The 24006-nt window shown below is 59.2% G+C and carries 20 protein-coding genes; 8 read left to right on the plus strand and 12 right to left on the minus strand.

Annotation, left to right across the window (positions count from 1 at the left end; genetic code table 11):
- Nucleotides 1-639: 639 nt before the first annotated feature.
- The 3 genes from BLU46_RS26040 to BLU46_RS26050 all read right to left on the minus strand — a co-directional run bounded on the left by BLU46_RS26040 (nucleotide 640) and on the right by BLU46_RS26050 (nucleotide 4990).
- Nucleotides 640-1815 (minus strand): integrase core domain-containing protein, encoded by a 1176-nt coding sequence (locus BLU46_RS26040; protein WP_093206837.1) that lies wholly within the window; start codon nucleotides 1813-1815, stop codon nucleotides 640-642.
- A gap of 201 nt (nucleotides 1816-2016) precedes the next feature.
- The gene (locus BLU46_RS26045) at nucleotides 2017-3147 is read right to left on the minus strand and encodes a catalase family protein (RefSeq protein ID WP_093207671.1); all 1131 of its coding nucleotides are present in this window, start codon (nucleotides 3145-3147) and stop codon (nucleotides 2017-2019) included.
- 31 nt (nucleotides 3148-3178) lie between these two features.
- A complete protein-coding gene (locus BLU46_RS26050) occupies nucleotides 3179-4990 on the minus strand; it encodes a di-heme-cytochrome C peroxidase (RefSeq protein ID WP_093207673.1) in 1812 nt (603 codons plus the stop codon).
- Between the two features lie 246 nt (nucleotides 4991-5236).
- Between BLU46_RS26050 and BLU46_RS26055 the strand changes: the two genes are divergently transcribed.
- From BLU46_RS26055 to BLU46_RS26075, 5 genes are all read left to right on the plus strand, one after another.
- The gene (locus BLU46_RS26055) at nucleotides 5237-5977 is read left to right on the plus strand and encodes an FKBP-type peptidyl-prolyl cis-trans isomerase (protein ID WP_003211122.1); all 741 of its coding nucleotides are present in this window, start codon (nucleotides 5237-5239) and stop codon (nucleotides 5975-5977) included.
- 463 nt (nucleotides 5978-6440) lie between these two features.
- On the plus strand, nucleotides 6441-6896 hold the full coding sequence (locus tag BLU46_RS26060; protein ID WP_093207676.1) for a YkvA family protein: 456 nt from the start codon (nucleotides 6441-6443) through the stop codon (nucleotides 6894-6896).
- A gap of 97 nt (nucleotides 6897-6993) precedes the next feature.
- Nucleotides 6994-7332 carry a helix-turn-helix domain-containing protein gene (locus BLU46_RS26065; RefSeq protein WP_063028315.1) on the plus strand — a complete coding sequence of 113 codons (339 nt, stop codon included), beginning with the start codon at nucleotides 6994-6996 and terminating at the stop codon, nucleotides 7330-7332.
- Nucleotides 7329-7700, plus strand: coding sequence for a hypothetical protein (locus tag BLU46_RS26070; RefSeq protein WP_010166435.1), 372 nt, complete (start codon nucleotides 7329-7331; stop codon nucleotides 7698-7700). The genes BLU46_RS26065 and BLU46_RS26070 overlap by 4 nt, the downstream gene beginning before the upstream one ends.
- Nucleotides 7700-8086, plus strand: a complete 387-nt coding sequence (locus BLU46_RS26075) for a tetratricopeptide repeat protein (protein WP_093207679.1) — start codon at nucleotides 7700-7702, stop codon at nucleotides 8084-8086. The genes BLU46_RS26070 and BLU46_RS26075 overlap by 1 nt, the downstream gene beginning before the upstream one ends.
- A gap of 1 nt (nucleotide 8087) precedes the next feature.
- Here BLU46_RS26075 and BLU46_RS26080 read toward each other — a convergent pair whose 3' ends face one another.
- Both BLU46_RS26080 and BLU46_RS26085 read right to left on the minus strand, forming a co-directional pair.
- Nucleotides 8088-9866, minus strand: a complete 1779-nt coding sequence (locus BLU46_RS26080) for a bifunctional diguanylate cyclase/phosphodiesterase (RefSeq protein WP_093210197.1) — start codon at nucleotides 9864-9866, stop codon at nucleotides 8088-8090.
- Nucleotides 9867-9978: 112 nt separating this feature from the next.
- Complete coding sequence (locus tag BLU46_RS26085) at nucleotides 9979-12060, minus strand: carboxy terminal-processing peptidase (protein ID WP_172834552.1); 2082 nt, start codon at nucleotides 12058-12060, stop codon at nucleotides 9979-9981.
- A gap of 138 nt (nucleotides 12061-12198) precedes the next feature.
- Between BLU46_RS26085 and BLU46_RS26090 the strand changes: the two genes are divergently transcribed.
- Entirely contained in the window at nucleotides 12199-13161 is a 963-nt protein-coding gene (locus tag BLU46_RS26090) for a zinc-binding dehydrogenase (RefSeq protein WP_093207682.1), read from the plus strand.
- A gap of 872 nt (nucleotides 13162-14033) precedes the next feature.
- Here BLU46_RS26090 and BLU46_RS26105 read toward each other — a convergent pair.
- The 6 genes from BLU46_RS26105 to BLU46_RS26130 form a co-directional block, all read right to left on the minus strand.
- Nucleotides 14034-14687, minus strand: coding sequence for an HAD family hydrolase (locus BLU46_RS26105; RefSeq protein ID WP_003219744.1), 654 nt, complete (start codon nucleotides 14685-14687; stop codon nucleotides 14034-14036).
- Between the two features lie 29 nt (nucleotides 14688-14716).
- A complete protein-coding gene (locus tag BLU46_RS26110) occupies nucleotides 14717-15706 on the minus strand; it encodes an ABC transporter ATP-binding protein (protein ID WP_003219745.1) in 990 nt (329 codons plus the stop codon).
- Nucleotides 15703-16503: an ABC transporter permease gene (locus BLU46_RS26115; protein WP_063028323.1), complete on the minus strand. Its 801-nt coding sequence runs from the start codon at nucleotides 16501-16503 to the stop codon at nucleotides 15703-15705. The genes BLU46_RS26110 and BLU46_RS26115 overlap by 4 nt, the downstream gene beginning before the upstream one ends.
- The gene (locus tag BLU46_RS26120) at nucleotides 16490-17335 is read right to left on the minus strand and encodes an ABC transporter permease (RefSeq protein WP_003219748.1); all 846 of its coding nucleotides are present in this window, start codon (nucleotides 17333-17335) and stop codon (nucleotides 16490-16492) included. Before BLU46_RS26120 ends, BLU46_RS26115 begins: the two co-directional genes overlap by 14 nt.
- Complete coding sequence (locus BLU46_RS26125; RefSeq protein WP_093207685.1) at nucleotides 17332-18138, minus strand: alkaline phosphatase family protein; 807 nt, start codon at nucleotides 18136-18138, stop codon at nucleotides 17332-17334. Before BLU46_RS26125 ends, BLU46_RS26120 begins: the two co-directional genes overlap by 4 nt.
- Nucleotides 18139-18325: 187 nt before the next feature.
- Nucleotides 18326-19393 (minus strand): ABC transporter substrate-binding protein, encoded by a 1068-nt coding sequence (locus BLU46_RS26130; protein WP_093207688.1) that lies wholly within the window; start codon nucleotides 19391-19393, stop codon nucleotides 18326-18328.
- 351 nt (nucleotides 19394-19744) lie between these two features.
- On the opposite strand from BLU46_RS26130, the gene BLU46_RS26135 reads away from it, so the two are divergent.
- Complete coding sequence (locus BLU46_RS26135) at nucleotides 19745-20458, plus strand: UTRA domain-containing protein (RefSeq protein WP_010166446.1); 714 nt, start codon at nucleotides 19745-19747, stop codon at nucleotides 20456-20458.
- 224 nt (nucleotides 20459-20682) lie between these two features.
- The gene (locus BLU46_RS26140; RefSeq protein WP_093206837.1) at nucleotides 20683-21858 is read left to right on the plus strand and encodes an integrase core domain-containing protein; all 1176 of its coding nucleotides are present in this window, start codon (nucleotides 20683-20685) and stop codon (nucleotides 21856-21858) included.
- Nucleotides 21859-22613: 755 nt separating this feature from the next.
- On the opposite strand, the gene BLU46_RS26150 is transcribed toward BLU46_RS26140, so the two are convergent.
- Entirely contained in the window at nucleotides 22614-23960 is a 1347-nt protein-coding gene (locus BLU46_RS26150) for an amidohydrolase (protein WP_063028326.1), read from the minus strand.
- Nucleotides 23961-24006: the final 46 nt, after the last annotated feature.

The following is a 24006-nucleotide window of genomic DNA, read 5'->3' on the forward strand; positions in this document are numbered from 1 at the left end:
GGTTGCTCACTCCGGCTTTGGACCGTGGGCCGCCGCGACGGGCCATCCATGGCCCGGCGCGGCTAAACCGGCGTCCTGCCGGTTTACCCGCTCCGCAATACCTGCGTTCGGCCTCGGGCTTATTGGGGCAGTCAGATCAAAATCAAAAGCAGATCAAGAGCACAGCGGCCTCCCGGCCGGCTTGAGTGTTAGAAGCCAGATCAAAAGCCAGAGCGAAAGCCAAATCTGAAGCTGATGCAGCTCTGCTTTTCTGTGGGAGCTGGCTTGCCTGCGATGCAGACACCTCGGTACATCAGGTACACCCAGTTGATGCCATCGCAGGCAAGCCAGCACACACATTTGGACCGTGCCCGCTTTGGCTTTTGATTTTGCTCTTCAACACTCAAGCCGGCCGGTAGGCCGCTGCTGTGCTCTTGCTTTTGATCTTGATCTTAGGCGCCCCGTTAAACCACGCTGGCCGAACGCAGGCTTTGGAGCGTGGGTAACCCGGCAGGACGCCGGGTTAGCCGCGCTGGGCCAAGGATGGCCCATCGCGGCGGCCCACGGTCCAAAGCCGGAGTGAGGGCACTCCGAGCCTAGGCGAGGAGCCGAGTGGTGGGGCATGTACGGGACAACCACATGGGTTACAAAAAAGTGCCTTCACATAGGTGACACTTTGATTGAAACATAACCGTTTTTTGCATCCCTAGCGTTTACTCGGCCCAAGATCACCGGACCGAAGATCACATTCCATATGCCATCACTGATCATCTCCATTCCGATGGTTTGATGGCTCAGCAAATTACCAACATAAATCCTTAGACCTGCTCGATTGATGATCCCACTACTGTCTGCCAGGTAACACTCGACATGACTCGCATAGCCCATCTCCGGCAACCGCTCCGGATAGACTCGTGTTGAAGGCATGTAACACGAGGCTGGCGTTTTCTGCCCAAGAGCCTCGTGTCCACGCTCGTAATTATAGTGCTGCACGAAGCGATCAAAGTGACGCTGCTGAGCATCCCACGCAACCGCCGGTGGTTGGGGTAACGTACTTTTCAGCGTCCTGTGCATACGTTCGTGGCGCCCGTTCTGATCAGGGCGGCCCGGTTCAATTCGCTCAGGAATGATCCCAAGTCGTAGCCACCAGATCGATAGCTGCGACAGCCCGGCACGGCCCGTGCTGGCAAACGGCACACCGTTGTCGGTACGGATGCGCTCAGGCAGCCCATATTCGCGGAAAACCCGCTCGAAGGTTTGCTGGGTTTCCTTGAAATTGGTGCTGGCCATACTCTCGCAGGCCAGTAAAAAGCGACTCGCGTGATCCATTATCGTCAACGGATAACACCACACACCTGCCCCTGTCAGAAATTGCCCTTTGTAATCAGCGCTGAAAAGCTGGTTGGGGATTTCTGCCTTACGTAAAGGCTTGGGATAGACAGCTACACGCGGGCGCAATTGCCGAGGCGTGATCAAATCAGCGGCCTTGAGGATGTTGTAAATGGTGGTTTTTGAGGGTGGGTTCTGCCCAGGAAAACGCCGTATCAAGTCGTTCTGGATCTTCTTCGGGCCGGGAACCGTTTCTCCAGTCGAACGCAATTCAATAATTGCCTGCCGGACAGCAAAAGGGACCACATACGTCTGATTGTGGCGGCTGCGACTTCGCTCTTCGAGGCCTCTGGGCCCCTCCGCTTTGTAGCGCTCGACCCATTTATAGCCAGTCTTGCGACTGATTTGATGGTCCAGGCACAGCTGGCTAAAGCTGTGCTCGTCCTCCAAATAGTCGGCGATGAACTTCACTCTGAGGTCCATAGGTTTCAGCTCTTTCCAGGGCATGGTCAGATCCTCGCGAAATCGACCCTGCCAGTTAAAAAACTGTTACCTATGTGCGTGAACTAATTTGTAACCCATGTGGGTGAGTCATACCGGGCAAGAGCGTTTTGCTTACTTTTGCGCTTTTCAAAAGTGAGCCGCTGTAAGAGCGGAACCAATAGCGGCCACAACCGCAGCAACGGATATGCACCCCACACCGCGGAGCTACAAATTCCGGCTATGCCGATAATCACTGACCGCCTCATACACCGCCTTACGCAACCGATTAATCCCCCCAATCGGCCGATGCGCCTCCACCCCAAACCACGGATTAAACGACTGATTATCACAAGCCAGATTCAACGCCGGCGTATCAAAATCCTGCGTCGGAATCACCACCTTGGCCACCGTCTCAAACGGCGCATCACTCTCTTTCCACTCAACGCTGGTGTCCTCGATCGGCATAAACTTCTGCGGATTTTGCCGCTGAATCTGCAACACAAAACACGCCGCCACCCGGTCCGTCGACAGTTGCTGATTCAACGCACTGCGCAAAAAGTTCGGCAGGTCGTGGTTCTGTTTGGGCAACACATATTCAGGGCAACTCTGCGGGTCCGGCGCCACCCGAAACTTCGCATTCGCCGCCCCAAACTTATACGGCGACACCGAGAAATACGTCGTCTGCGTAGGACTCACCGGCGGCGGCGCCAACGTCGCCAGCGCGATAAACAGATGCCGCACCTGCCAACTGCGCGGATCCACCCCGGGGAAGAACGCCAGGACCTTCTTGCCATCCGCCTGAGCCGAAATGTTCTGCGCATACTCCGCCACATCACTGACGAAAAAGTTCGGATGGCTGAACATCACAAAGTCCTGCTCACCGCGCGCCTGCTGATCCGCCAGCAACTGCTTGTCCGGCACGTCCAAGAGCTTGATCGCCATGCCCCGGGCATCCCGGATGCTGTCGAACTGCGGGTACGCATTGCCGTTGGACAGGCGCATCATCGCCTGCCAGGTCTTGCCCGGCTCGGCGAACACGCCCTGGCGCAAGGCTGGGTCGAGGTCCGGCAGTACGCTGACCTCGGCCTTCACGCAGCCATGGGCCTTGGCATGCGCATCCCGCAGGTAACGCGTGCCCTCGCGGTGTTGGTCGACGATGCGCACGGCGGTCTGGATGATGCCTTGGGTCATGGCCGCTTCCCCCGGCGGGATCTGTTCATCCGGTGACACCGGGCCGCTGTGCTGCCAGGCAAACCACAGGGTGGACAACAACCAGGCCAGCAGGCCCAGGCCCACCAGCCACAACAGGGTCTTGCCGAGAAACGCGCCGAGGCGCAGCCAAAGTCGAGCGAGCATTTAAAAATCCTTTTCTGCGAAGTCGGTTGGGTCAGGGCAGTTGCTGTTCCAGCGGGCCACCCAGCACTTTCAAATATTCCAGCAGCGCCCAGCGTTCCTGGGGCAGCAAGCCTCGGCCGATCACCCCGTTGCCACGCTGCCCGGCACGGAATTCGTGGCCGCTGTTGTGGTTGCCGGTGATCCGCGTATCGAACAGGAAGGCGTTGGGGAACGCAGCGGTTTGATAGCCCAGGTGGCGCGGATCGTATTCGAAAGTGCCTTTATAGAAGGTCGGGCTGCGCTCGTCCTGGGGCGAGAGCAATTGGTAGATCGTCGGCACCGAGCCGTTGTGCAGGAACGGCGGTGTCGCCCATACCCCGGCCAGTGGCCGTGCCTTGTAGGCACGCAATTCGCGCACGCCGATGGGCAGGCCGAAGCCGTCCAGGCGCGGGCGTTCGGCGGGTGTCACGCCGGCGGCACGGTAGGCGTGGTCTTCGACAAAGGCGGTGATGTAAGCCAGGCCTTTGGCTGAGGAGAGGCTACGCAGGTCCAGTGGCTCAGTGGGGGTGGGGTGCAGTTCGACGTTCATTTTCGCCAACTCCGCCGGGTCCCATTGCAGGGCGCTGAGGTCGAAGCGGTGGTCAGCGATATTGTTGGCGGTAGTCGGGTCGGTGCCGATGACCTCCACCGGGAGCATTTTCAACTGGCGCACCGGGCGGCCATCGACTTGGGAAACTGCCGGTACGTGGCAGCCGGCGCAGTTTTCGGTGAACAACGCGCGGCCTTGGGCGGCCAACGGTTTGTCGATGGCGCCGAACAGGTCTTCAGGCCAAGTGGGTGGCTTGAGCCGTTGCAGGGTTTCTTCGATGGTATTCAGGTCGCGCACCCGCACGCTGGAGGCGTAGCGCGCATCGCCCTGGAGCGGCTGGCCGGCGCTGTCGAAGAAGTCCAGGGTGGCGCCAACGCCCAGGGCTTCGCCGATATTGCGGGCCATGGGTTGCTGGGCCGAGCCGTTCCATTGCACCCAGTCGAAGGTCCAGATGTCCCACAGTTGCGGGTAGTCCACTGGTGCATTGGCGATGCGGTAGTTGTCGGGGGAAATGGCGTCGCCGAAGCTGGCGTTGGCGATACGGCCAAAGGCGTCGGTGCGGCCCGGGCCTTCTTCGGTGGGGTAGAGGCCACGGTGGGTGTCGTTCCAGGCAACTTTCAGGAAGTTGTTCAGGGACTTCTTGAAGTCCTGGCGCAGTTGCGCCGCGTTCCGGTCGTCATAGTCATGGCCCAGCACGGTGCGGGCAAAGCGCTCGAATTTCCACGGGTTGTAGTAGGTCGAGGCAAGGCTGGCGACCAGTGCCTGGCCGAAGCTGCCGCCGCGCAGGGTCGGTACGCTGGACGGCAGCACATGTTGCGCCGGGCCACCGTCGATACGCAGGCCTTGCCCTTTGAAGTTCAACTGGCCGGTGTGGCACGCGGCGCAGGTGATGTCGAGAAACTCATCATTGCTGCCGGCATTTTTATGCCGGGCGAAACCCACCGGCAGGTTGCCGGGGTTTTGCGCGGTGGGTACCTGCTTGGGGTCTACCAGGAAGCCGAAGCGCGCCAGGTACTCCGGCGTGGCGAAACGCTGCTCGGAGAACGGCAGTTCCAGTGCGGTAAACCAGGCATAACGCAGGCCCTTGACCTGGGTGCCCTGGGGCGTGAAGTAGTAGGTCTGGCGATCTGCGGCGCTCCATTGATCCTGATAGTGCACCTGTTCCACCGGCACGTAGACCGGCAGCTTCGGGTTGACCACGTAATAGAGCACCACCGCCAGGACCAGGCCCAGCAGTATGAAAATCATCAGCAAAACACGGGAAAAAATGCGCAAGATAACTATCCTTGTCGAGTTGTAGCGTTCTTATGCCATCAGGCCAGCAGTGCGGCAAGTGGCCATGAGTCTCGTTCCAGTGCTGCTGCTGTCCGCTGCAGGGCCCTGGATTGAATGAAAATGCTTTTAACCACGTGAACTTATCAGAAGTTTCCTGCTCACATGCCGGTAGCCATTGGTCGTGGCCGCCTGATAAGCTCGCGACTTTACTCGAATGCCCTTTTGGCACACGAACAAGGAAATAGCATGAAACAGCATCGGTTGGCGGCGGCGGTGGCCCTGGTTAGCCTGGTACTTGCGGGTTGTGATTCGCAAACCAGCGTAGAGCTGAAAACCCCGGCGCAAAAAGCTTCCTACGGTATCGGCCTGAACATGGGCAAAAGCCTTGCTCAAGAAGGCATGGATGACCTGGACTCCAAAGCGGTAGCCCAAGGCATCGAAGATGCCGTCGGCAAGAAAGAACAGAAGCTGAAAGACGACGAGCTGGTCGAAGCCTTCGCCGCACTGCAAAAACGTGCTGAAGAGCGTATGGCCAAGATGAGCGAAGAGTCGGCAACCGCCGGCAAGAAATTCCTCGAAGAAAACGCCAAGAAAGACGGCGTTGTCACCACCGCTTCCGGTCTGCAATACAAGATCGTGAAGAAAGCGGACGGTGCTCAACCCAAGCCTACCGACGTAGTGACTGTTCACTACACCGGCAAGCTCACCAACGGCACCACCTTTGACAGCTCCGTGGATCGCGGCAGCCCGATTGACCTGCCGGTCAGCGGCGTGATTCCAGGTTGGGTCGAAGGCCTGCAACTGATGCACGTTGGCGAGAAGGTCGAGTTGTACATCCCGTCCGACCTGGCCTACGGCGCGCAGAGTCCGAGCCCGGCGATTCCAGCCAACTCCGTGCTGGTATTCGACCTGGAACTGCTGGCCATCAAGGACCCGTCCAAGGCAGACGCTCCTGACGCACCGGCGGCTCCTGCTGCCAAGAAGTAATCAGCGCCTGAACACACAACGCCCCGTCTCGACGGGGCGTTGTTGTTTCTGGCCTGCGCGATCGTTCCCGCGCTCTGCGATCATTCCCACGCTCTGCGTGGGAATGCATCCCGTGACGCTCTGCGTCACCATTGCGCATTGCTCAAGCCTTGCGCTAACAGCAAGCGCGGAGCGCCACAGGCGGCATTCCCACGCAGAGCGTGGGAACGATCAGTTGAATCCAGGCCAAATTCAACCGAACCCATGCGGGCTAGAGCAGTCTGATAAAAGACCCGAGCACGGGTAGACGCAGATAATCTCCAAGTCAATGAATTCTTGGGTTTTTTTTATGTGCGCAAAAAACGCCCGATCTGACTGTAGGCCTTGTATTACGTGGCTTTCAGCCTGGAAAATAGGCTCTGTTCACAAGGTTATCCACAATTTGTGTGGATAACCTTTTCTGTCGCCCGGAACTGGAGTGATGATGAAAGCGCCGTTTAATTTCACCCGCTTCCTGCCCATGGCTGCTCGCCTGCTGGGCCGTGGGCGCTTGCCGACGTTGCTGTTCGCGGTGGCCGCCAAAGGCTCGAGCCAGGGCAGCCGGCTGGGCAAGCTCAAGGACGACCTCAAGCTGCTCCAGGTCTTGTGCCTGGCCTACTGGCGCGGCGAATACCGGGCCATCAGCCCCAAGGCACTGATTTCGGTGGTGGCGGGGCTGATGTACTTCCTGAGCCCGATTGACGCAATCCCGGACTTTATCCCGGTATTGGGCATGCTCGACGACATTGCCGTGCTTGCATGGGTCATGAAGACCCTGGACGGCGAACTGAGCGCTTTTCGCGCCTGGCGCGAGCGTCAGGCCCCCGAGAAGCTCGCAGTGGTTGAGCGCCTGCCAGCGACGCCTCTGTTGCTGACGCAGGAACACCTGAAAAAAAACTGAACCTTGCGAATATCCCCCTGCGCTCTTTGTGGCTGTTAGGATTACACTCCTAAGGAAAGTACTTACGAAGTAAGTGTTGTGATCCTACGGGGCAGTCATGGATATTCAGATAATTACAAAGGATGGCGAACCCGAGTATGCGGTTCTGCCTTGGGCTCAGTATCAGGCGCTGTTAAAAGCCGCCGGTCAGCAGCAGCCGACATCTCCTGCTTCGAACATTCGCCAAGCCACCGCCGAACCGGATCTGCGCCCCCTGGAGCAGCTGCGAAGCCTGCGCGAGGCCAAGGGCCTGGCCATCGAGGCTTTGGCGCGCACAGTGGGCATCAGCCCGTCTTACCTGGGCTTGATTGAAAGTGGTGAACGCCAGCCGGACGCAGCCATCCGCCGCAGCCTGGCTTGGGAATTGGGCGTCGCAGGTTGGAGGGACGAAACGTGAGCGTACGCATCAGCCGTCAGCATTGGGATGGGTTAATCAACGAGCTGGACCAGGCGCGCCGACAGCGCCACCTCTTGACCTACCGCGCGTTGCTGGAGCGCCTGCAATTTCCCACGCCGGCGATGCAAACCCTGACGGCCGCGCTGGAACACCTGGCAGCGCTGGATGCCAAGGCCGACCAGCCGCTGCGCAGTTCCCTGGTGATCAGCCAGGGCGCCAGCCGCCTGCCACGTACCGGCTTCTTTGAATGTGTGGAGCGTCTTGGACGTTTCTGCGGGCCGTCCGATGGCGTGGCCGCAGCGTCGTGGCACGCATCGGAAGTGGTGCGCGTGTTTGAGTACGATTATCCCGAGTCAGCGGAGGCTTAGTGTTTTGGAAGCTTAAGGCGTATGTCAGTTATTGGCTGGCGCGCAAATTGTTTCATTGGTCCTGGTTCATGCGACAGCCGCGTGGCTGGCAATGGCTTGAAGGCCAGTTCGCACGCATGGCCAATCTGGGGGACGTAGGGGCCCAGAGTTTCTACGGACATATCCTGACGTTTCGCGGCAAGGGCCTTGGCGCTCGCGAAGAGGGCGTGCGGCTGTTGCGGCTTGCGGCCCAGGCCGGAGATGGCAAGGCGGCCTACCAGATTGGGGTGTTGAGCCTCGCGGGCAGCCTTGGCAAGGCGCCGGATCCGCTGGAAGCGGCACGCTGGTGGAAAATCGCCGCCCGGGCCGGGCACCCGTTGGCGCAGATGCGTCTGGAACAACTCTGATCTAGAGCGGCTCCGCTTCTGCCTGGCCCAACTCCAGACTGTCGATCACATGAATGCTGTAGCCGGCCACGTTCTTCGCGTGGTGCTTGGCTTGCGAGGCCAGTTCTGCCAGTTGGCTGGCATCGAGTTGTCCACAGGCCTGTGGATACAAATGCACCACGCCGATGGACAGCGACAGCAGCGCAAACTCCTGGCGCACGCCCTGGCGGTTCAGTGCAACGAAACAGCCTGCGTCCAGATGCTCGCTGCGATAGAAGCGCCGGCATTGAGTGTGGAAGTCGTCCAGCAACTGGTTGAGTCGCTTGCGCCAATCCTGCGGCCCCAGCACCAGTAAAAAGTCATCACCGCCGATATGCCCGACAAAGTCGCGGCTGGGGTCTACCCGGTCGTTCAGGCATTGCGCCAGGCACAGCAGCACTTCATCGCCCCGGCCATAGCCGTAGATATCGTTGAATGGCTTGAAACTGTCGATATCCACGTAGCAGATCACTGACTCGCGTTGTTGCTGCAACAACCGCGTCAGGCACTGCTGGATCGGCACGTTGCCCGGCAGCAAGGTCAGCGGGTTGGCATAGCGTGCCTGCTGGATTTTCAGCTCGGTAATCAGCTTGAGTACGTCGATCACCCGCCCCAGCCCCAGGTAATCGCCGTTGAGGGTGATGATGAAATCTTCCTCGATCCGCTGGCGTGCGCGGCTGGTGAGCAGTCGGCTGACTTGCTGCAAGGACTGGCTCAGTTCCACCGCGAGGAAGTCATCACTCATCAAGCGGCTGATGGGCTTGCGGGCGAACAGGTCGGTGGCGAACGGCTTGAGCAGGGCGTCCGACAGCGAGTGCCGGTGCACGATGCCGATTGGATGGCCACGCTCATCCAGCACCGCCAGGGAATTGAGGTTGGCCTGGCGGCGGAAGGCTTCCAGCACCTGCGCCGTGGCGGTGTGCTGGCCCACGGCCGGTTGTTCGTTGAGCAGGGCGCTGAGGTCGCTGCCTTCGTCGTTCAGTGCGACGTTGGCGCTGTCAGGCTTGGGTAACATCAACCGTGCTTCCTGCGGCGGGTGTTCCTGGGGGCGGCAGAGCAGGTAGCCCTGCACCAGGTCGACGCCCATTTCCGTGAGCACCGCCAATTCTTCCGGCAGCTCGATGCCTTCAGCGATCACCTGGGCCCGGGAGGCCTTGGCGATTTGCAGGATGGAGCCGACAAACTCGCGCTTGAGGGCGTCCTGGTGGATGCCGTCGATAAAGTGCCGGTCGATCTTCACATAGTCCGGACGCAATTCCGACCACAGCCGCAGGCTGGAATAGCCGGCACCCAGGTCATCCAGAGCAATCGAAAACCCCATGGCGCGATAGTGATGCAGCGCGGTTTGCAGCAGTTGAAAATCGTCGGTCGGGGTTTGCTCGGTCAGTTCGATCACCACCTGGCTGGGCGGGATGCCAAAGTCGCTGAGCAGTTGCAGGGTGCGGCCAGGTTGATGGGCGGTTTCCAGCAGGGATTCGGGTGAGACGTTGAGGAACAGCTTGCCTGGCAGTTTTTGTTCGCTGAACCGCCGGCAGGCGCTTTCCCGGCAGACCATCTCCAGCTCATTGAGGCGCCCGGCGTGGCGGGCCACGGAGAACAGCGCGATAGGGGAGTGCAGCGGGCTATTGGACGGGCCACGACTGAGGGCCTCGTAACCGACCACGCGTCGCTCGGACAGAGAAATGATCGGCTGGAACAGGCTGTGCAAACTGCCTTGAGCCAGGATTGAGCCCAATGCATTCAGCTGTTCGGTCATGGTCATGATTTTCTCGGGTCGAAAAAAAAGGACCTGCTTGGGCAGGTCCTTCATTTCACGACAGAATGATGTCTATTTGATGACACTCCGGAGAGCGTTCACATTAAATTGCCATCATTTACTGCTTGGCCACCGTCTTACTGATTTTCAAGTAGTCCAGCAGGATGCGCCCGGTCTCGCTCAGGTAGGCATCATCTTCCGGCTTGGTTTTATCAGGCTCGGCGGCGATCGCGTCTTCGTCTTCTTTCTTCAGTTCCTTGAGCGGGGCTTCGCCTTTGGCCTTGCGGCGGGCGTTCTCCAGCACCAGTTGCTGATTCTCGATGTCGGTGTGCTGCGCACGACGGTCGGCTTCGTTGAGGCTGACGGTTTTCTCTTCCATCAACTTCTTGGCCAGGGCCAGCTTGTCGCGGATAAAGATGAACTCGGCATCCTTGGCGGAGCGGGCTTCGTGATCAGCTTTCAGCTGTGCGATGTACGGTTTGAACGGGTCTACCGCAGGCTTGATCGCAGGGCGGATGGTGTCCCACGGCATGGCCTCAGGCAGTGCGCTCTCGCCGATTTCCTTGGTGTCGATGATCGACGGGAAATCGACATCCGGCAGTACGCCCTGATGCTGGGTGCTCTGCCCGGAAACCCGGTAGAACTTGGCCAGGGTCAGTTTCAGCTCGCCATGGTTCAGCGGCTGGATGGTCTGCACGGTACCTTTGCCGAAGGTCTGGCCGCCGATGATCAGCGCACGGTGATAGTCCTGCATCGCGCCGGCAAAAATCTCCGAGGCGGATGCCGAGAGGCGGTTGACCAGCAACGCCATCGGCCCTTTGTAGAAGGCACCCGGGTTCTCGTCTTCCAGCACGTCCACACGGCCGTCGGCGTTACGCACCAGTACGGTCGGACCCTTGTCGATAAACAGGCTGGTCAGCTCGGTGGCTTCCTGCAGGGAGCCGCCGCCGTTGTTGCGCAGGTCGATGACCACGCCGTCGACTTTTTCCTTCTGCAGTTCTGTCAGGATTTTCTTAACGTCGCGGGTGGTGCTCTTGTAGTCCGGATCACCGGCGCGGAACGCTTTGAAGTCCAGGTAGAACGCCGGGATCACCACCACGCCCAGCTTGTAGTCCTTGCCATCCTGCTTGAGGTTGAGGACTTGCTTCTGGACGGCCTGATCTTCGAGCTTCACCGCTTCACGGGTGATGGACACGATCTTGCTGGTCTGGTCGTTCGGTGCGTTGGTGTGCGGAATCACTTCCAGGCGCACCACGCTGCCTTTCGGCCCGCGGATCAGCTTGACCACTTCATCCAGACGCCAGCCGACCACATCGACCATCTCTTTGTCGGCCTGGGCCACACCGATGATCTTGTCGGCCGGAGCAACCTGTTTGGTCTTGTCGGCCGGACCTGCCGGCACCAGACGTACGATTTTCACCTGGTCGTTATCGCTTTGCAGGACGGCACCGATGCCTTCCAGCGACAGACTCATGTTGATATCGAAATTTTCCGCGTTATCTGGCGACAGATAATTGGTGTGCGGGTCGTAGGACATCGCGAAGGTGTTGATGTAGGCCTGGAAGATATCTTCGGCACGGGTCTGGTCCAGACGTGCCAGCTGATTCTTGTAGCGCTTGGTCAACAGTTCCTGAATGGCCTTCGGGTCTTTGCCTGAGATCTTGTAGCGCAGGACCTCATCCTTGACGCGTTTGCGCCACAGGTCGTCCAGTTCGGCTTCGGTGGTCAGCCAAGGAGCGTCCTTGCGGTCAACCAGCAAGGTCTCTTTCTTGGTGAAGTCAAACTGGTCGACGCCCTTGTTCAGCTCACCAATGGCGAAGTCCAGACGCGCTTTGACGCGGTCCAGGTAACGCTTGTAGATGGTGAAGCCGGGCTGCAAATCACCGCTCTTGAGGAAGTCGTCGAACTGCGTCTTCCACTTGTCGAACTCGGTGATGTCGCTGGCCAGGAAATAGCTGCGCGAGGGATCCAACAGCTTGAGGTAGCTGTCGTAAATGATCACCGAGCGAGCGTCGTCCAGCGGCGGCTTGCTGTAATGGTGGCGCTTGAGCAACTCAACGACGTTAAGGCTGGCAATCACCTCATCGCGATCAGGCTGAAGATTGTCCCAGCTGTTGGCTGCGAACGTATTGCTCGATAGCGGCAGAAGGCCGATACCAATAAAAAGAGCGAGGGCGGTGCTGGGGAACAGATGCTTCATGCTGATTCGACGCGGGGGCAATTGATAACGCATATTAGGCCGTCTTTGAAGTCGCCGGTTCCATATGGGCCGGTCGCATAATGCAAAAAGCCCGGCGCTACAGCAACGGGCTCAGTCCAGACTCACTATGGAGGCACTGTGAAAGCATTGCAAGGCGTTGAAGGTCATGTGGAGTGGCAAGACGAGCCGAGTCCTACATGTGATGTAGGCCAAGTTCGCATTCGTGTGGCGGCTGCGGGCTTGAATCGGGCGGATTTATTACAGCGTTCAGGGCTCTATCCACCGCCTCCTGGCGCCAGTCAGGTGTTGGGCCTGGAGTGTTCCGGGGTGATCAGCGAAGTCGGCGCTGGTTCGTCGTGGCAGGTGGGTGATCGTGTTTGCGCCTTGCTGGCTGGCGGTGGGATGGCTGAAGAAGTGGTGGTGGATGCGCGGCATGTGCTGCCGGTGCCGGAGGGTGTGTCCCTGGTGGAAGCGGCCGGGTTGCCCGAGGTGTACAGCACTGCGTGGCTGAATCTGTTCCAGCTGGCGGGCCTCAAGCCTGGGGAGAAGGTGCTGTTGCATGCTGGCGCCAGTGGCGTGGGGTCGGCGGCGATTCAACTGTGCAAGGCGTTTGGTAGCCCGTGTTGGGTCAGTGTGGGGTCGGCGGATCGCTTGGCGTACTGTGAGGCGCTGGGGGCTCAGGGGGGTGTGGTACGTACTGACGGCATCGAGGGCTTGAGGGATTTTGGACCGTTCGATGTGATTCTTGACCCGGTGGGGGGGAATTACGCGGCGCTGAATCTCAAGCTGGCGGCGCGTGATGGGCGCTGGGTGTTGATTGGGTTGATGGGGGGGCGGGAGGCGCAGATCGATCTGGCGCAGGTGTTGGCCAAGCGTGTGCAGGTGTTGGGGTCGACGTTGCGTAGCCGGGATGATCAGTTCAAGGCTGACCTGTTCAGTGACTTGAGTCAGCATGTTTGGCCGTTGTTTGCCGAGGGTCGTTTGAGTCCGCAATTGGCCAAGACGTTTCCGATCAAGGATGCTGAGGCTGCGTTTGCTGAGCTGGCGACTAATCAGATTTCCGGGAAACTTGTGTTGGTGATTGACGAAAGCCTGGTCTGATTTCAGAGGCGACATTTGTGTTGGGGGGGAGTTGGCTGGGTGTATATCCGTTATTTAGGTAACGGCCGCCTATGGTTCCGCTCTTACAGCGGCTCACTTTTGAAGAGCGCAAAAGTAAGCAAAACGCTCTTGCCCCACCACTCGGCACCTCGCTTAGGCTCGGTGTGCCCTCCGGCTTTGGACCGTGGGCCGCCGCGATGGGCCATCCTTGGCCCAGCGCGGCTAACCCGGCGTCCTGCCGGGTTACCCACGCTCCAAAGCCTGCGTTCGGCCAGCGTGGTTTAACGGGGCGCCTAAGCTCAAGATCAAAAGCAGATCAAGAGCACAGCGGCCTCCCGGCCGGCTTGAGTGTTGAAGAGCAAAATCAAAAGCTAAAGCGGGCACGGTCCAAATGTGGGAGCTGGCTTGCCTGCGATGGCATCACCTCGGTGTATCTGAAGAACCGAGGTGTCTGCATCGCAGGCAAGCCAGCTCCCACAGAAAAGCAGAGCTGCATCCGCTTCAGATTTGGCTTTCGCTCTGGATCTTGCCTTTGCTTTTAACACTCAAGCCGGCCGGGAGGCCGCTGTGCTCTTGCTTTTGATCTTGATCTGACTGCCCCAATAAGCCCGAGGCCGAACGCAGGCAGTGCGGAGCGGGTAAACCGGCAGGGCGCCGGTTTAGCCGCGCCGGGCCATGGATGGCCCGTCGCGGCGGCCCGCGGAGCAATGCCGGAGTGAGGGAACACCGAGCCTAGGCGAGGTGCCGACAGGCGGGGCAGAGCCCTTTGCTTACTTTGGGGCTTTTCCAAAGTGAGTCGCTGTAAGAGCGAAACCATAGGCGGCCGTTACCTAAATAACGGATATGTACTCACCTCAAACCAGCACGAACCGTCAAACCCAATGATGAATCGGCCACCCAGCCTTCTCAGCATGCGCCCGCAAAACCGGGTCCGGATTCACCACCTGCGGGTTCTCCACCTTCAGCAACAGCGGCAAATCATTGCGCGAATCCGAGTAGAAGTACGCCCCGTCGAGGTGCTCACCCTCCTGCTCCAGCCATTCCATCAGGCGGGTGATCTTGCCTTCGCGGTACGTCAGTACCCCCGTGGTCTTGCCGCTGTACACCCCATGAGCAACGTCCAACTCGATCCCCAACACTTCATCAATGCCGATACGCGCCGCAATCGGCTTGACCAAGTGCGTCCCCGACGCCGAGATCACCAGAATCCGGTCGCCGTTCTTGCGATGCTGGGCGATGGTTCGGGTGGCTTCGCTGTAGATCAGCGGCTCGATAACGTCTTCCACCCACGGCTCAACAAGGTGCTCGATCTCTTCCGGCGTGCGCCCGATCATCGGCTCCAGGCTGAAGTCCATGAAGTCTTCCATGGCCAGTTCACCGCGGCTGTAGGCCGCCATCAGTTCGTCGTTCTTGCGCATGAACGACTCGCCATCCACCCAGCCCAAGCGGCCCATTTGCTCGCTCCACAGGGTGGCGCAGTCGCCGTGGATCAGGGTGTCGTCCAGATCAAAAATTACCAAAGCCATCAGTCACGCTCTCTCAAATAAATCGTGCGTCAGGCTACTTCACACAACGCACTTGGGTCGATGGAAAGTGCCAATCGCTGACCGTCAGGGTGCAAATCGTCGGCCGAACGGTTGAGTACATCGACCACCAGTTCCACCCCACGGGCTTCGATGCGGTAGCGAATCACATTGCCCAACAGGCTGTGGCTGCGCACCAGCGCGTCCAGTTCGCCGCTGCGGCTGAGCTCGATGGCTTCCGGGCGAATGGCGATGCGCCCGGTGATCGGGCGCTGCAACAGTTTGCTGGCCTTGTCGGCGTCCAGCAGGTTGTAGTTGCCGATAAACCCCGCGGCGAACACATCTACCGGCGCGGTGTAGAGGGTCTCGGCATCGCCGCTCTGCACGATCTTGCCCTGGTTCATCAGGAAGATCCGGTCGGACATGGTCAGTGCTTCTTCCTGGTCATGGGTCACGAAGATGGTGGTCAGGCCCAGCTCGCGCTGGATCTGGCGAATCTGTTCGCGCAGGTGCTTGCGAATCCGTGCGTCGAGGGCCGACAGCGGTTCATCCAGCAGCAACAGGCGCGGGCGCGTCACCAGGGAGCGGGCGAGGGCCACGCGCTGGCACTGGCCGCCGGACATCTGGTGCGGGTAGCGGCCGGCGAGTTCTTTCAGCTCCACCAGTTGCAACACTTCCTGCACGCGTTTGTGGCTGTCGTCGGCATTGACCTTCTGCATGCGCAGGCCGAAGGCGACGTTCTGTTCCACGGTCATGTTGGGGAACAGCGCGTAGCTCTGGAACACCATGCCGATATGCCGTTTCTGTGGGCTCAGCGGAACGATGTCCTGGCCGTCCAGCAGGATTTTCCCGCTGTCTACCGAGGTCAGGCCGGCGATGCAGCGCAGCAGGGTCGACTTGCCGCAGCCCGACGGGCCAAGCAGGGTGACGAATTCGCCTTTGGCGATTTCGCAGTTGATGTCACTGAAGACCGGTGTGCCGGCGTAGCCTTTTTGCAGGTGTTGGACGCTGACGAAGCTCATTGGCTTTTGTCCTTGTTCAAGATGTTGGCGGCCCAGGTCAGCACCAGCACGAAGAAGAAATAGGAGATCACCAGGGCACTGGTGAAGTGGCCGCTGCTGTTACGCATATTGTTGAGGTACACCTGCAGGGTTTCGTAGCGGGTGCCCACCAGGATGTTGGCGAACACGAACTCGCCGAACAGGAACGAGAACGACAGCAGCAATGCCACCATCAAGCCCTTGCGCAGGTTCGGCAGCACCACCAGGAACGCCGCCTGGAAGGTGCTGGCACCGAGCAGTTGGGCGGCGTCCATCAGGTCCCGCAGGTTGATCGCTTGCAGGTTGTTGGTGATCGCCCGGTACATGAACGGCAGCGCCACGGTGAAGTAGCAACCGATCAGGATCCACGGTGTACCCACCATCGCAAACGGCCCCGAGCCGTAGAGCTGCAACAGTCCCACCGACGACACCACCGGCGGCACCGCGAAGGGCAGCAGGATCAGGATGTTCATCAGCGCGTCGAGTTTCGGAAAGTGGTAATGCACCACAAACAGCAGCGGCAGGATCAGCACCACCGACAAGATCAGCGCGCCGACGCACACCAGCAGCGACTGGCCGAAGGCATTCAGGAATCGCGGGTCACTCCACAGCTGGATATACCATTTGAAGGTAAAGCCGGACGGCAGGACGGTCGCCGACCAACTGCTGGCGATGGAGTAGACCAGGGTGCCGAGCAACGGCAGCACCAGGATCGCAAACAACAGGTACACCACTACGCGGTGGTAGAGGGCGGCCGAGCCAGGTTCAGCGCGAGACATGGTAGCTCCTCTTGAGCAGCAGTTGATGGACCACGGTCACCACGGTCATCAGCGCCACCAGCACCACGGCCAGGGCGCTGGCCATATTCGGGTCCAGGGAGATGTCGCCGGAGACCATCGCCGCGATGCGGATCGGCAGCACGTTGAAGTTGCCGGTGGTCAGCGCGTACACCGTGGCGTATGCGCCGAGGGCGTTGGCCAGCAGGATCACGAAGGTGCCCAGCAGCGCAGGGGTCAGCACCGGCAGACCGATATGCCGCCAATACTGCCAACCGTCCGCGCCCAGCAATGAAGCAGATTCGCGCCAGTCTTCACGCAACGCGTCGAAGGCCGGGTAGAGCAGCAGCACGCCGAGGGGAATCTGGAAATAGGTATAAAGGATGATCAACCCGGTCTTGGAGTACAGGTTGAAGTCCTGAATGATCCCGGCCTGCTTGAGCATGATGGTGATGCTGCCGTTGAACCCCAGCAGGATGATGAAAGCGAAGGCCAGGGGCACGCCGGCAAAGTTGCTGGTCATGTTGGCGAACGCGGTCACGAAATTGCGCAGCGGCCCGTCCACCCGGCGCAGTGAGTAGCTGCCCAGCACGGCGATGATGATCCCGAATACGCTGGAGTAGAAACTGATTTCCAGGCTGTACTGGATCGCCTGCATATAGAACTTCGAACTGAAGATCTTGCTGAAGTTGGCCAGGCCCCAGCCGAACTCTTCCGACTGGACGCTGCTGATCATCACCCACACCAGCGGGGCGATCTCGAACACGATAAAGAAGATGGCGAAGGGCACCAGGCACAAGGCGGCCAGCCATTTGCCGCGGATCACTGAATTCACTTCAACAGCTCCCGGCATACAGGTTTGTCGTGGGGCACACCCAGCAGCTCGCAGACGGTGCCGCACAGCTCGGTTTGCTTGGGTGTGGCATGGGTGTCGAGGCTGAAGGCATCACCCAGCACAAACAGTGGCACTTCCCGTTCTTCCGGCAGCAGGCCGTTGTGGGAGCGGTCGTTGTTCATGCCGTGGTCGGCCGTCACCAGTACCTGGTAACCGGCGTCGAGCCAGCCTTGCAGGTAGTCGGCGAGGATGATGTCGGCCGAGCGCGCGCTGTTGCGGTATTGCGGGGTGTCGAGGCCGTGCTTGTGGCCGGCGTCGTCGATGTTCATCGGGTGCACCACCAGGAAATTCGGCGCGTGTTTGAGGCGCAGGCTTTCGGCGTCGGCAAACAGGTGCGAGTCCGGGTAATGGTCATTCCAGTAGAAATGCCCGTGCTGGATAGCCAGGGCCGGGTCGCTGGTATGACGATCCCGGGCAGCGATGAACGGGGAGCGGTTATACAACTCGCTGACCCAGTGATAAGCCGCCGCCGCCGTGGATAAACCGGCGTCGGTGGCGTAATGGAAAATGCTGCGCTGGTTGGACAGGCGCGAGACGTTGTTGTGGACGATGCCGCTCTCGATCGGCGGGACGCCGGTGAGGATGCATTCGTACAGAGGCCGGGACAGGGCCGGCAGTTCACATTCCAGTTTGTACAGTGCTGCGCGTCCTGCGCCGATATAGGCCTGCAAGTGCCCCATGGCGTGTCGGGCAACCTCGTAATTCAGGCCGTCGAGCACGACAAGGATGACGTTGTGCTTCATAGGGGCTGGGGCTCCGCAACAAATAGGCTTGACTCGGTTTTTCGGTTGGAACACCGATCAAATGTGGGAGCTGGCTTGCCTGCGATAGCGGTGTGTCAGTCGACAATACTGCTGAATGTCATACCGCTATCGCAGGCAAGCCAGCTCCCACACTGACCGCGTTCCACTTAAACAGGCGTGTTAAGCCTTATTGCATATTGATGATGACTTCTTCCTGCCACTTCTGCGGCAGTGCCTTGGAGGTCTTCTCCCAAGCGTCGGTGTCTTTGATCGGCGTGACTTTCTTGTACTGCTCGTTAGGCAGCAGCTTGGCCTGTACGTCGGCTGGCAAGGTCAGGTGCTCGGCACGGATCGGCCGCGCATTGCCACGCGCCAGGTTGGTCTGGCCGGCGTCGCTGAAGATGTATTCGCGGGTCAGCTTGGCGGCGTTCGGGTGCTTGGCGTATTTGTTGATGATGGTGGTGTAGCCGGAAATCACCGAGCCGTCCGATGGGATCAGCACCACGTAGTCATCCGGGTTCGCCATCTTGGCCTTGTAGCTCAGGCCGTTGAAGTCCCAGACCACGCCCACTTCCACTTCGCCTTTTTCCATGGTGGCGATGGTTGGGTTGGCCAGCGACAGGCGGCCTTGCTTGGCGATGTCGGCGAACATCAGCAGCGCCGGCTGAATGTTCTTCTCGTCGCCACCGTTGGCCAGTGCGGCGGCGAGTACGCCGTTGGCCGCCTGGGCAGCGGTGCTCACGTCACCGATGGAAACCTTGTATTTGCCGGTCTTCAGGTCAGCCCAGCTTTTCGGAGCTTCGGAGCCGTGCAGGAGTTTTTTGTTGACGATAAAGGCGATGGTGCCGGTGTAGGCCAGGGCCCAGTTACCGTCTTTGTCTTTCGCCCAATCCGGGACTTGTGCCCAGGTGGTCGGTTTGTACGGTTGGGTAACGCCCTGTTTCACCGCGATCGGGCCGAAGGCTGCACCCACGTCGCCGATGTCGGCGCTGGCGTTGTCTTTTTCTGCCGCAAACTTGGCGACTTCCTGGGCCGAGCTCATGTCGGTGTCGATGTGCTTGAGGCCATAGATCTTGGCCAGGTCGTCCCAGGTGCCTTTCCAGTTGGCCCAGTCATCGGGCATGCCGACGCTGTTGACCGCACCTTCCGCTTTCGCAGCGGCTTCGAGGGTTTTTAGATCGGTATCAGCAGCCATGGCGGCGGTGCACATGGCAATGGTCGAGCCTAACAGTGATGCCAGGAAAAGCTGTTTCATCCGAAGCTCCTTTGGGCGTTTTCAACGCTGCGTTTTTATCGACGTTTGCGGTGGTGTTGGTCTAGGTCAGCAATACACGAGCCAATTTAGGCGCGCCGGATGACAGTTTCATGTCGATGTCGTTTTTTGTTGGCCTGGACGAGGGGTTGCCGGGTAAGCGTAGACCATGCCAAACCGCCCGGAAGCCTTGGACTTGGCCGATGTATTGCAGGTCTTGTGGCAGAACGTCGCGAGGCGCTGTCATCTGTCGGTCATGTGCAATGCCTAGGCTTGCACGCAATAGTAGAGGCGCGTTTAAAGGGCGTTTTGTGCACCTGAATAGTGCTGGTCTAGTCCAGATAGGTAACGTTGATGCGTGATGAGGCAACCAAGGCGGTGACAACCATTGGCCTGGCGCTGCAAGAGCAGATCGACCATGGGTTGTTGGCGCCTGCCAGTAAGCTGCCGGCCGAGCGTAAGCTGAGCGAGTTGTTTGGTACCACCCGCATTACGGTGCGGGAAGCCTTGTTACAACTTGAGGCACAAGGGCAGATTTATCGCGAGGAGCGGCGGGGGTGGTTTGTGTCGCCGCCCAGGCTTGCCTACAACTTGATGCAGCGCAGCCATTTTCACGCGATGGTGAGTGCGCAGGGGCGGGTGCCGTCGACCGAGGTGATTTCGGCGCGGTTGCAGCCGGCTTCGGCGGCGGTGTGTGCGTGGTTGCAGTTGCCGGCGTTGTCCAGCGTGATCCAGATTTGTCGGGGGCGCAGGATTGATGGGCGGTTGGTGTTGTATGTGGAGCACTATTTGAACCCGCAGTATTTTCCGGGGATTCTGGAGTGTGATTTGAATCAGTCGATTACGGAGTTGTATGCGCGGGTGTATGACTTGCATTACGGGCGGGTGCGGTTTGAGATTGTGCCGACGTCATTGCAGGTTGAGGCCGCGGCGGCGTTGAGGGTGTCGGTGGGGAGCCCGGGGTTGCGGATTGCTCGGGTTAATTATGATCAGCATGAGCGGTTGATTGATTGTGATCTGGAGTTTTGGCGGCATGATGCGATTCATGTGGGGGTGGATGTGGTTTGACGGGGTGACGCGGGATGTGTTGATGGTTTGACGGTGTACATATCCGTTTCTTCGGTAACGGCCACTTATGGTTCCGCTCTTACAGCGGGTCACTTTTGGCAAACGCCCCAAAAGTAACCAAAAGGTCTTTGCCGGTATGACTCACCCACATGGGTTACAAATTAGTTCACGCACATAGGTAACAGTTTTTTAACTGGCAGGGTCGATTTCGCGAGGATCTGACCATGCCCTGGAAAGAGCTGAAACCTATGGACCTCAGAGTGAAGTTCATCGCCGACTATTTGGAGGACGAGCACAGCTTTAGCCAGCTGTGCCTGGACCATCAAATCAGTCGCAAGACTGGCTATAAATGGGTCGAGCGCTACAAAGCGGAGGGGCCCAGAGGCCTCGAAGAGCGAAGTCGCAGCCGCCACAATCAGACGTATGTGGTCCCTTTTGCTGTCCGGCAGGCAATTATTGAATTGCGTTCGACTGGAGAAACGGTTCCCGGCCCGAAGAAGATCCAGAACGACTTGATACGGCGTTTTCCTGGGCAGAACCCACCCTCAAAAACCACCATTTACAACATCCTCAAGGCCGCTGATTTGATCACGCCTCGGCAATTGCGCCCGCGTGTAGCTGTCTATCCCAAGCCTTTACGTAAGGCAGAAATCCCCAACCAGCTTTTCAGCGCTGATTACAAAGGGCAATTTCTGACAGGGGCAGGTGTGTGGTGTTATCCGTTGACGATAATGGATCACGCGAGTCGCTTTTTACTGGCCTGCGAGAGTATGGCCAGCACCAATTTCAAGGAAACCCAGCAAACCTTCGAGCGGGTTTTCCGCGAATATGGGCTGCCTGAGCGCATCCGTACCGACAACGGTGTGCCGTTTGCCAGCACGGGCCGTGCCGGGCTGTCGCAGCTATCGATCTGGTGGCTACGACTTGGGATCATTCCTGAGCGAATTGAACCGGGCCGCCCTGATCAGAACGGGCGCCACGAACGTATGCACAGGACGCTGAAAAGTACGTTACCCCAACCACCGGCGGTTGCGTGGGATGCTCAGCAGCGTCACTTTGATCGCTTCGTGCAGCACTATAATTACGAGCGTGGACACGAGGCTCTTGGGCAGAAAACGCCAGCCTCGTGTTACATGCCTTCAACACGAGTCTATCCGGAGCGGTTGCCGGAGATGGGCTATGCGAGTCATGTCGAGTGTTACCTGGCAGACAGTAGTGGGATCATCAATCGAGCAGGTCTAAGGATTTATGTTGGTAATTTGCTGAGCCATCAAACCATCGGAATGGAGATGATCAGTGATGGCATATGGAATGTGATCTTCGGTCCGGTGATCTTGGGCCGAGTAAACGCTAGGGATGCAAAAAACGGTTATGTTTCAATCAAAGTGTCACCTATGTGAAGGCACTTTTTTGTAACCCATGTGGTTGTCCCGTACATGCCCCACCACTCGGTGCCTCGCTAAGGCTCGGCATGCCCGCACTCCGGCCCGATTCCGCGGGCCGCCGCGACGGGCCATCCATGGCCCGGCGCGGCTAAATCGGCATCCTTGCCGATTTACCCGCTCCACCGTGCCTACTTGCGGCCATCGTGGTTAACGGGGCCCGCAGATCAAGATCAAAAGCAGATCAAAAGCCAGAGCACAGCGGCCTACCGGCCGGCTTGAGTGTTAAAAGCAAAGGCAAAGACCAGAGCGAAAGCAAAGCTGCTTTTCTGTGGGAGCTGGCTTGCCTGCGATGCAGACAACTCGGTCTTCCAGATGCACCCAGTTGATGCCATCGCAGGCAAGCCAGCTCCCACATTTGACCGTGCCCGCTTTAGCTTTTGATTTCGCTGTTGCTTCACCACACTCAAGCCGGCCGGTAGGCCGCTGTGCTCTTGATCTGCTTTTGATCTTAGGCGCCCCGTTAAACCACGCTGGCCGAACGCAGGCTTTGGAGCGTGGGTAACCCGGCAGGACGCCGGGTTAGCCGTCCTGGGCCATGGATGGCCCATGACGGCGGCCCACGGTCCAAAGCCGGAGTGAGGGCACACCGAGCCTAAGCGAGGTGCCGAGTGGTGGGGCAAGAGCGTTTTGCTTACTTTTGCGCTTTTCAAAAGTGAGCCGCTGTAAGAGCGGAACCCTAAGCGGCCGTTACCTAAATAACGGATATACCCTCAATCCCCCGCATTGGCATACAAATAGTCAGTCGCCAACGAAGCCAACGTCCGAACCCCGACCACCAACGCCGATTCATCCACAAAGAACCCCGGATTATGATTGGGCGCCGCCTTGCTCATATCCTGATCCCTCGGCGTCACCCCCAAAAACACAAACAACCCCGGCGCTTCCTTGGCATAAAACGAGAAGTCTTCAGCCCCACCCACTAACGGGGCGTTGACCACATCCCCATTCGCCGCCCAACGCAAACTCGGCAGCATCTTCTCGGTCAGCGCCGGGTTGTTGATGGTCGGATCGTACTTCTCAATGATCGTCACCTCAGCCTTCGCTCCACCACTCTCGGCAATCTTCTCGACGGTCTGCCGCACATCCGCATGCAGCTTCTGGCGAATGCCATAGTCGTAAGAGCGAATGGTCCCACTCATATCCACCGACTCAGGAATGATGTTGTACCGCGTCCCCCCGTTGATGGTGCCAATACTCACCACCGCCGGAAACGAAGAAATGTCCGTACGCCGGCTCACCACCGTCTGCAACCCAACGATGGCCTGCGCCCCGACAGTAATCGGATCAATCCCGTCCCACGGCCGCCCCGCATGGGTCTGCTTGCCCAGGATCTTGATCCGCAGGTCATCCGAACTCGCTAGGGTAGGCCCCGGCCGATACGCAATCTGCCCCGCAGGCACACCGGCCCACACATGCAGCCCAAACACCGCATCCGGCTTGGGCGATTTCATCACCCCTTCCTGCACCATCATCTTCGCGCCCCAAGTGTTCTTGCCATCGGGGATAAAGTCGCTCGGGCCTTCTTCAGCCGGCTGGAAATAAAACACCACGGTGCCCGGCAGATGATCGCGCATGCCGGTCAGAATTTTCGCTGTACTCAGCAGGATGGCGGTGTGGGCGTCGTGGCCGCAGGCGTGCATCACGTCGACTTCTTTATCGAGGTACACCCCCTTGGCCTTCGAGGCGAAGGGCAGGTCGGACACTTCCTTGACCGGCAGCGCATCCATGTCGGCGCGCAAGGCAACGGTCGGGCCGGGCAGGGCGCCTTTGAGGATTGCGACCACGCCGGTGCGGGCGACGCCGGTCTTGACCTCAAGCCCCATCTCCCGCAATTGCTTGGCCACCAGTTCTGCGGTGCGTTTTTCGGTGTTGCCCAGTTCAGGATGGGCGTGGATGTCGCGCCGGGTTTCCAGCAGGGCCGGTTCCAGCACTTTCGCCTGGGCGGCGATTTCTTCGCGGGCACTGTCCTGGCCGCTGCTGGCGGCGATGACCGCACTGCTGGCGACACCGCACAGCAGGCCGAATACCCATTGGTGTGTAAGACCGGTCAAACGCATAAGGACTCTCCATGATTATTGTTGTTGATCCTGACGTCGTCCGGGC

This window comes from Pseudomonas yamanorum (genome assembly GCF_900105735.1).
GTDB lineage: Bacteria > Pseudomonadota > Gammaproteobacteria > Pseudomonadales > Pseudomonadaceae > Aquipseudomonas > Aquipseudomonas yamanorum.

What these genes read in the sequence shown, in the direction of transcription:
- BLU46_RS26040 (WP_093206837.1), bottom strand. Translation starts at nt 1,815, where the DNA reads ATGCCCTGGAAAGAGCTGAAACCTATGGACCTCAGAGTGAAGTTCATC.
- BLU46_RS26045 (WP_093207671.1), bottom strand. Translation starts at nt 3,147, where the DNA reads ATGCTCGCTCGACTTTGGCTGCGCCTCGGCGCGTTTCTCGGCAAGACC.
- BLU46_RS26055 (WP_003211122.1), top strand. Translation starts at nt 5,237, where the DNA reads ATGAAACAGCATCGGTTGGCGGCGGCGGTGGCCCTGGTTAGCCTGGTA.
- BLU46_RS26060 (WP_093207676.1), top strand. Translation starts at nt 6,441, where the DNA reads ATGAAAGCGCCGTTTAATTTCACCCGCTTCCTGCCCATGGCTGCTCGC.
- BLU46_RS26065 (WP_063028315.1), top strand. Translation starts at nt 6,994, where the DNA reads ATGGATATTCAGATAATTACAAAGGATGGCGAACCCGAGTATGCGGTT.
- BLU46_RS26080 (WP_093210197.1), bottom strand. Translation starts at nt 9,866, where the DNA reads ATGACCATGACCGAACAGCTGAATGCATTGGGCTCAATCCTGGCTCAA.
- BLU46_RS26085 (WP_172834552.1), bottom strand. Translation starts at nt 12,060, where the DNA reads ATGAAGCATCTGTTCCCCAGCACCGCCCTCGCTCTTTTTATTGGTATC.
- BLU46_RS26105 (WP_003219744.1), bottom strand. Translation starts at nt 14,687, where the DNA reads ATGGCTTTGGTAATTTTTGATCTGGACGACACCCTGATCCACGGCGAC.
- BLU46_RS26110 (WP_003219745.1), bottom strand. Translation starts at nt 15,706, where the DNA reads ATGAGCTTCGTCAGCGTCCAACACCTGCAAAAAGGCTACGCCGGCACA.
- BLU46_RS26115 (WP_063028323.1), bottom strand. Translation starts at nt 16,503, where the DNA reads ATGTCTCGCGCTGAACCTGGCTCGGCCGCCCTCTACCACCGCGTAGTG.
- BLU46_RS26125 (WP_093207685.1), bottom strand. Translation starts at nt 18,138, where the DNA reads ATGAAGCACAACGTCATCCTTGTCGTGCTCGACGGCCTGAATTACGAG.
- BLU46_RS26130 (WP_093207688.1), bottom strand. Translation starts at nt 19,393, where the DNA reads ATGAAACAGCTTTTCCTGGCATCACTGTTAGGCTCGACCATTGCCATG.
- BLU46_RS26135 (WP_010166446.1), top strand. Translation starts at nt 19,745, where the DNA reads ATGCGTGATGAGGCAACCAAGGCGGTGACAACCATTGGCCTGGCGCTG.
- BLU46_RS26140 (WP_093206837.1), top strand. Translation starts at nt 20,683, where the DNA reads ATGCCCTGGAAAGAGCTGAAACCTATGGACCTCAGAGTGAAGTTCATC.
- BLU46_RS26150 (WP_063028326.1), bottom strand. Translation starts at nt 23,960, where the DNA reads ATGCGTTTGACCGGTCTTACACACCAATGGGTATTCGGCCTGCTGTGC.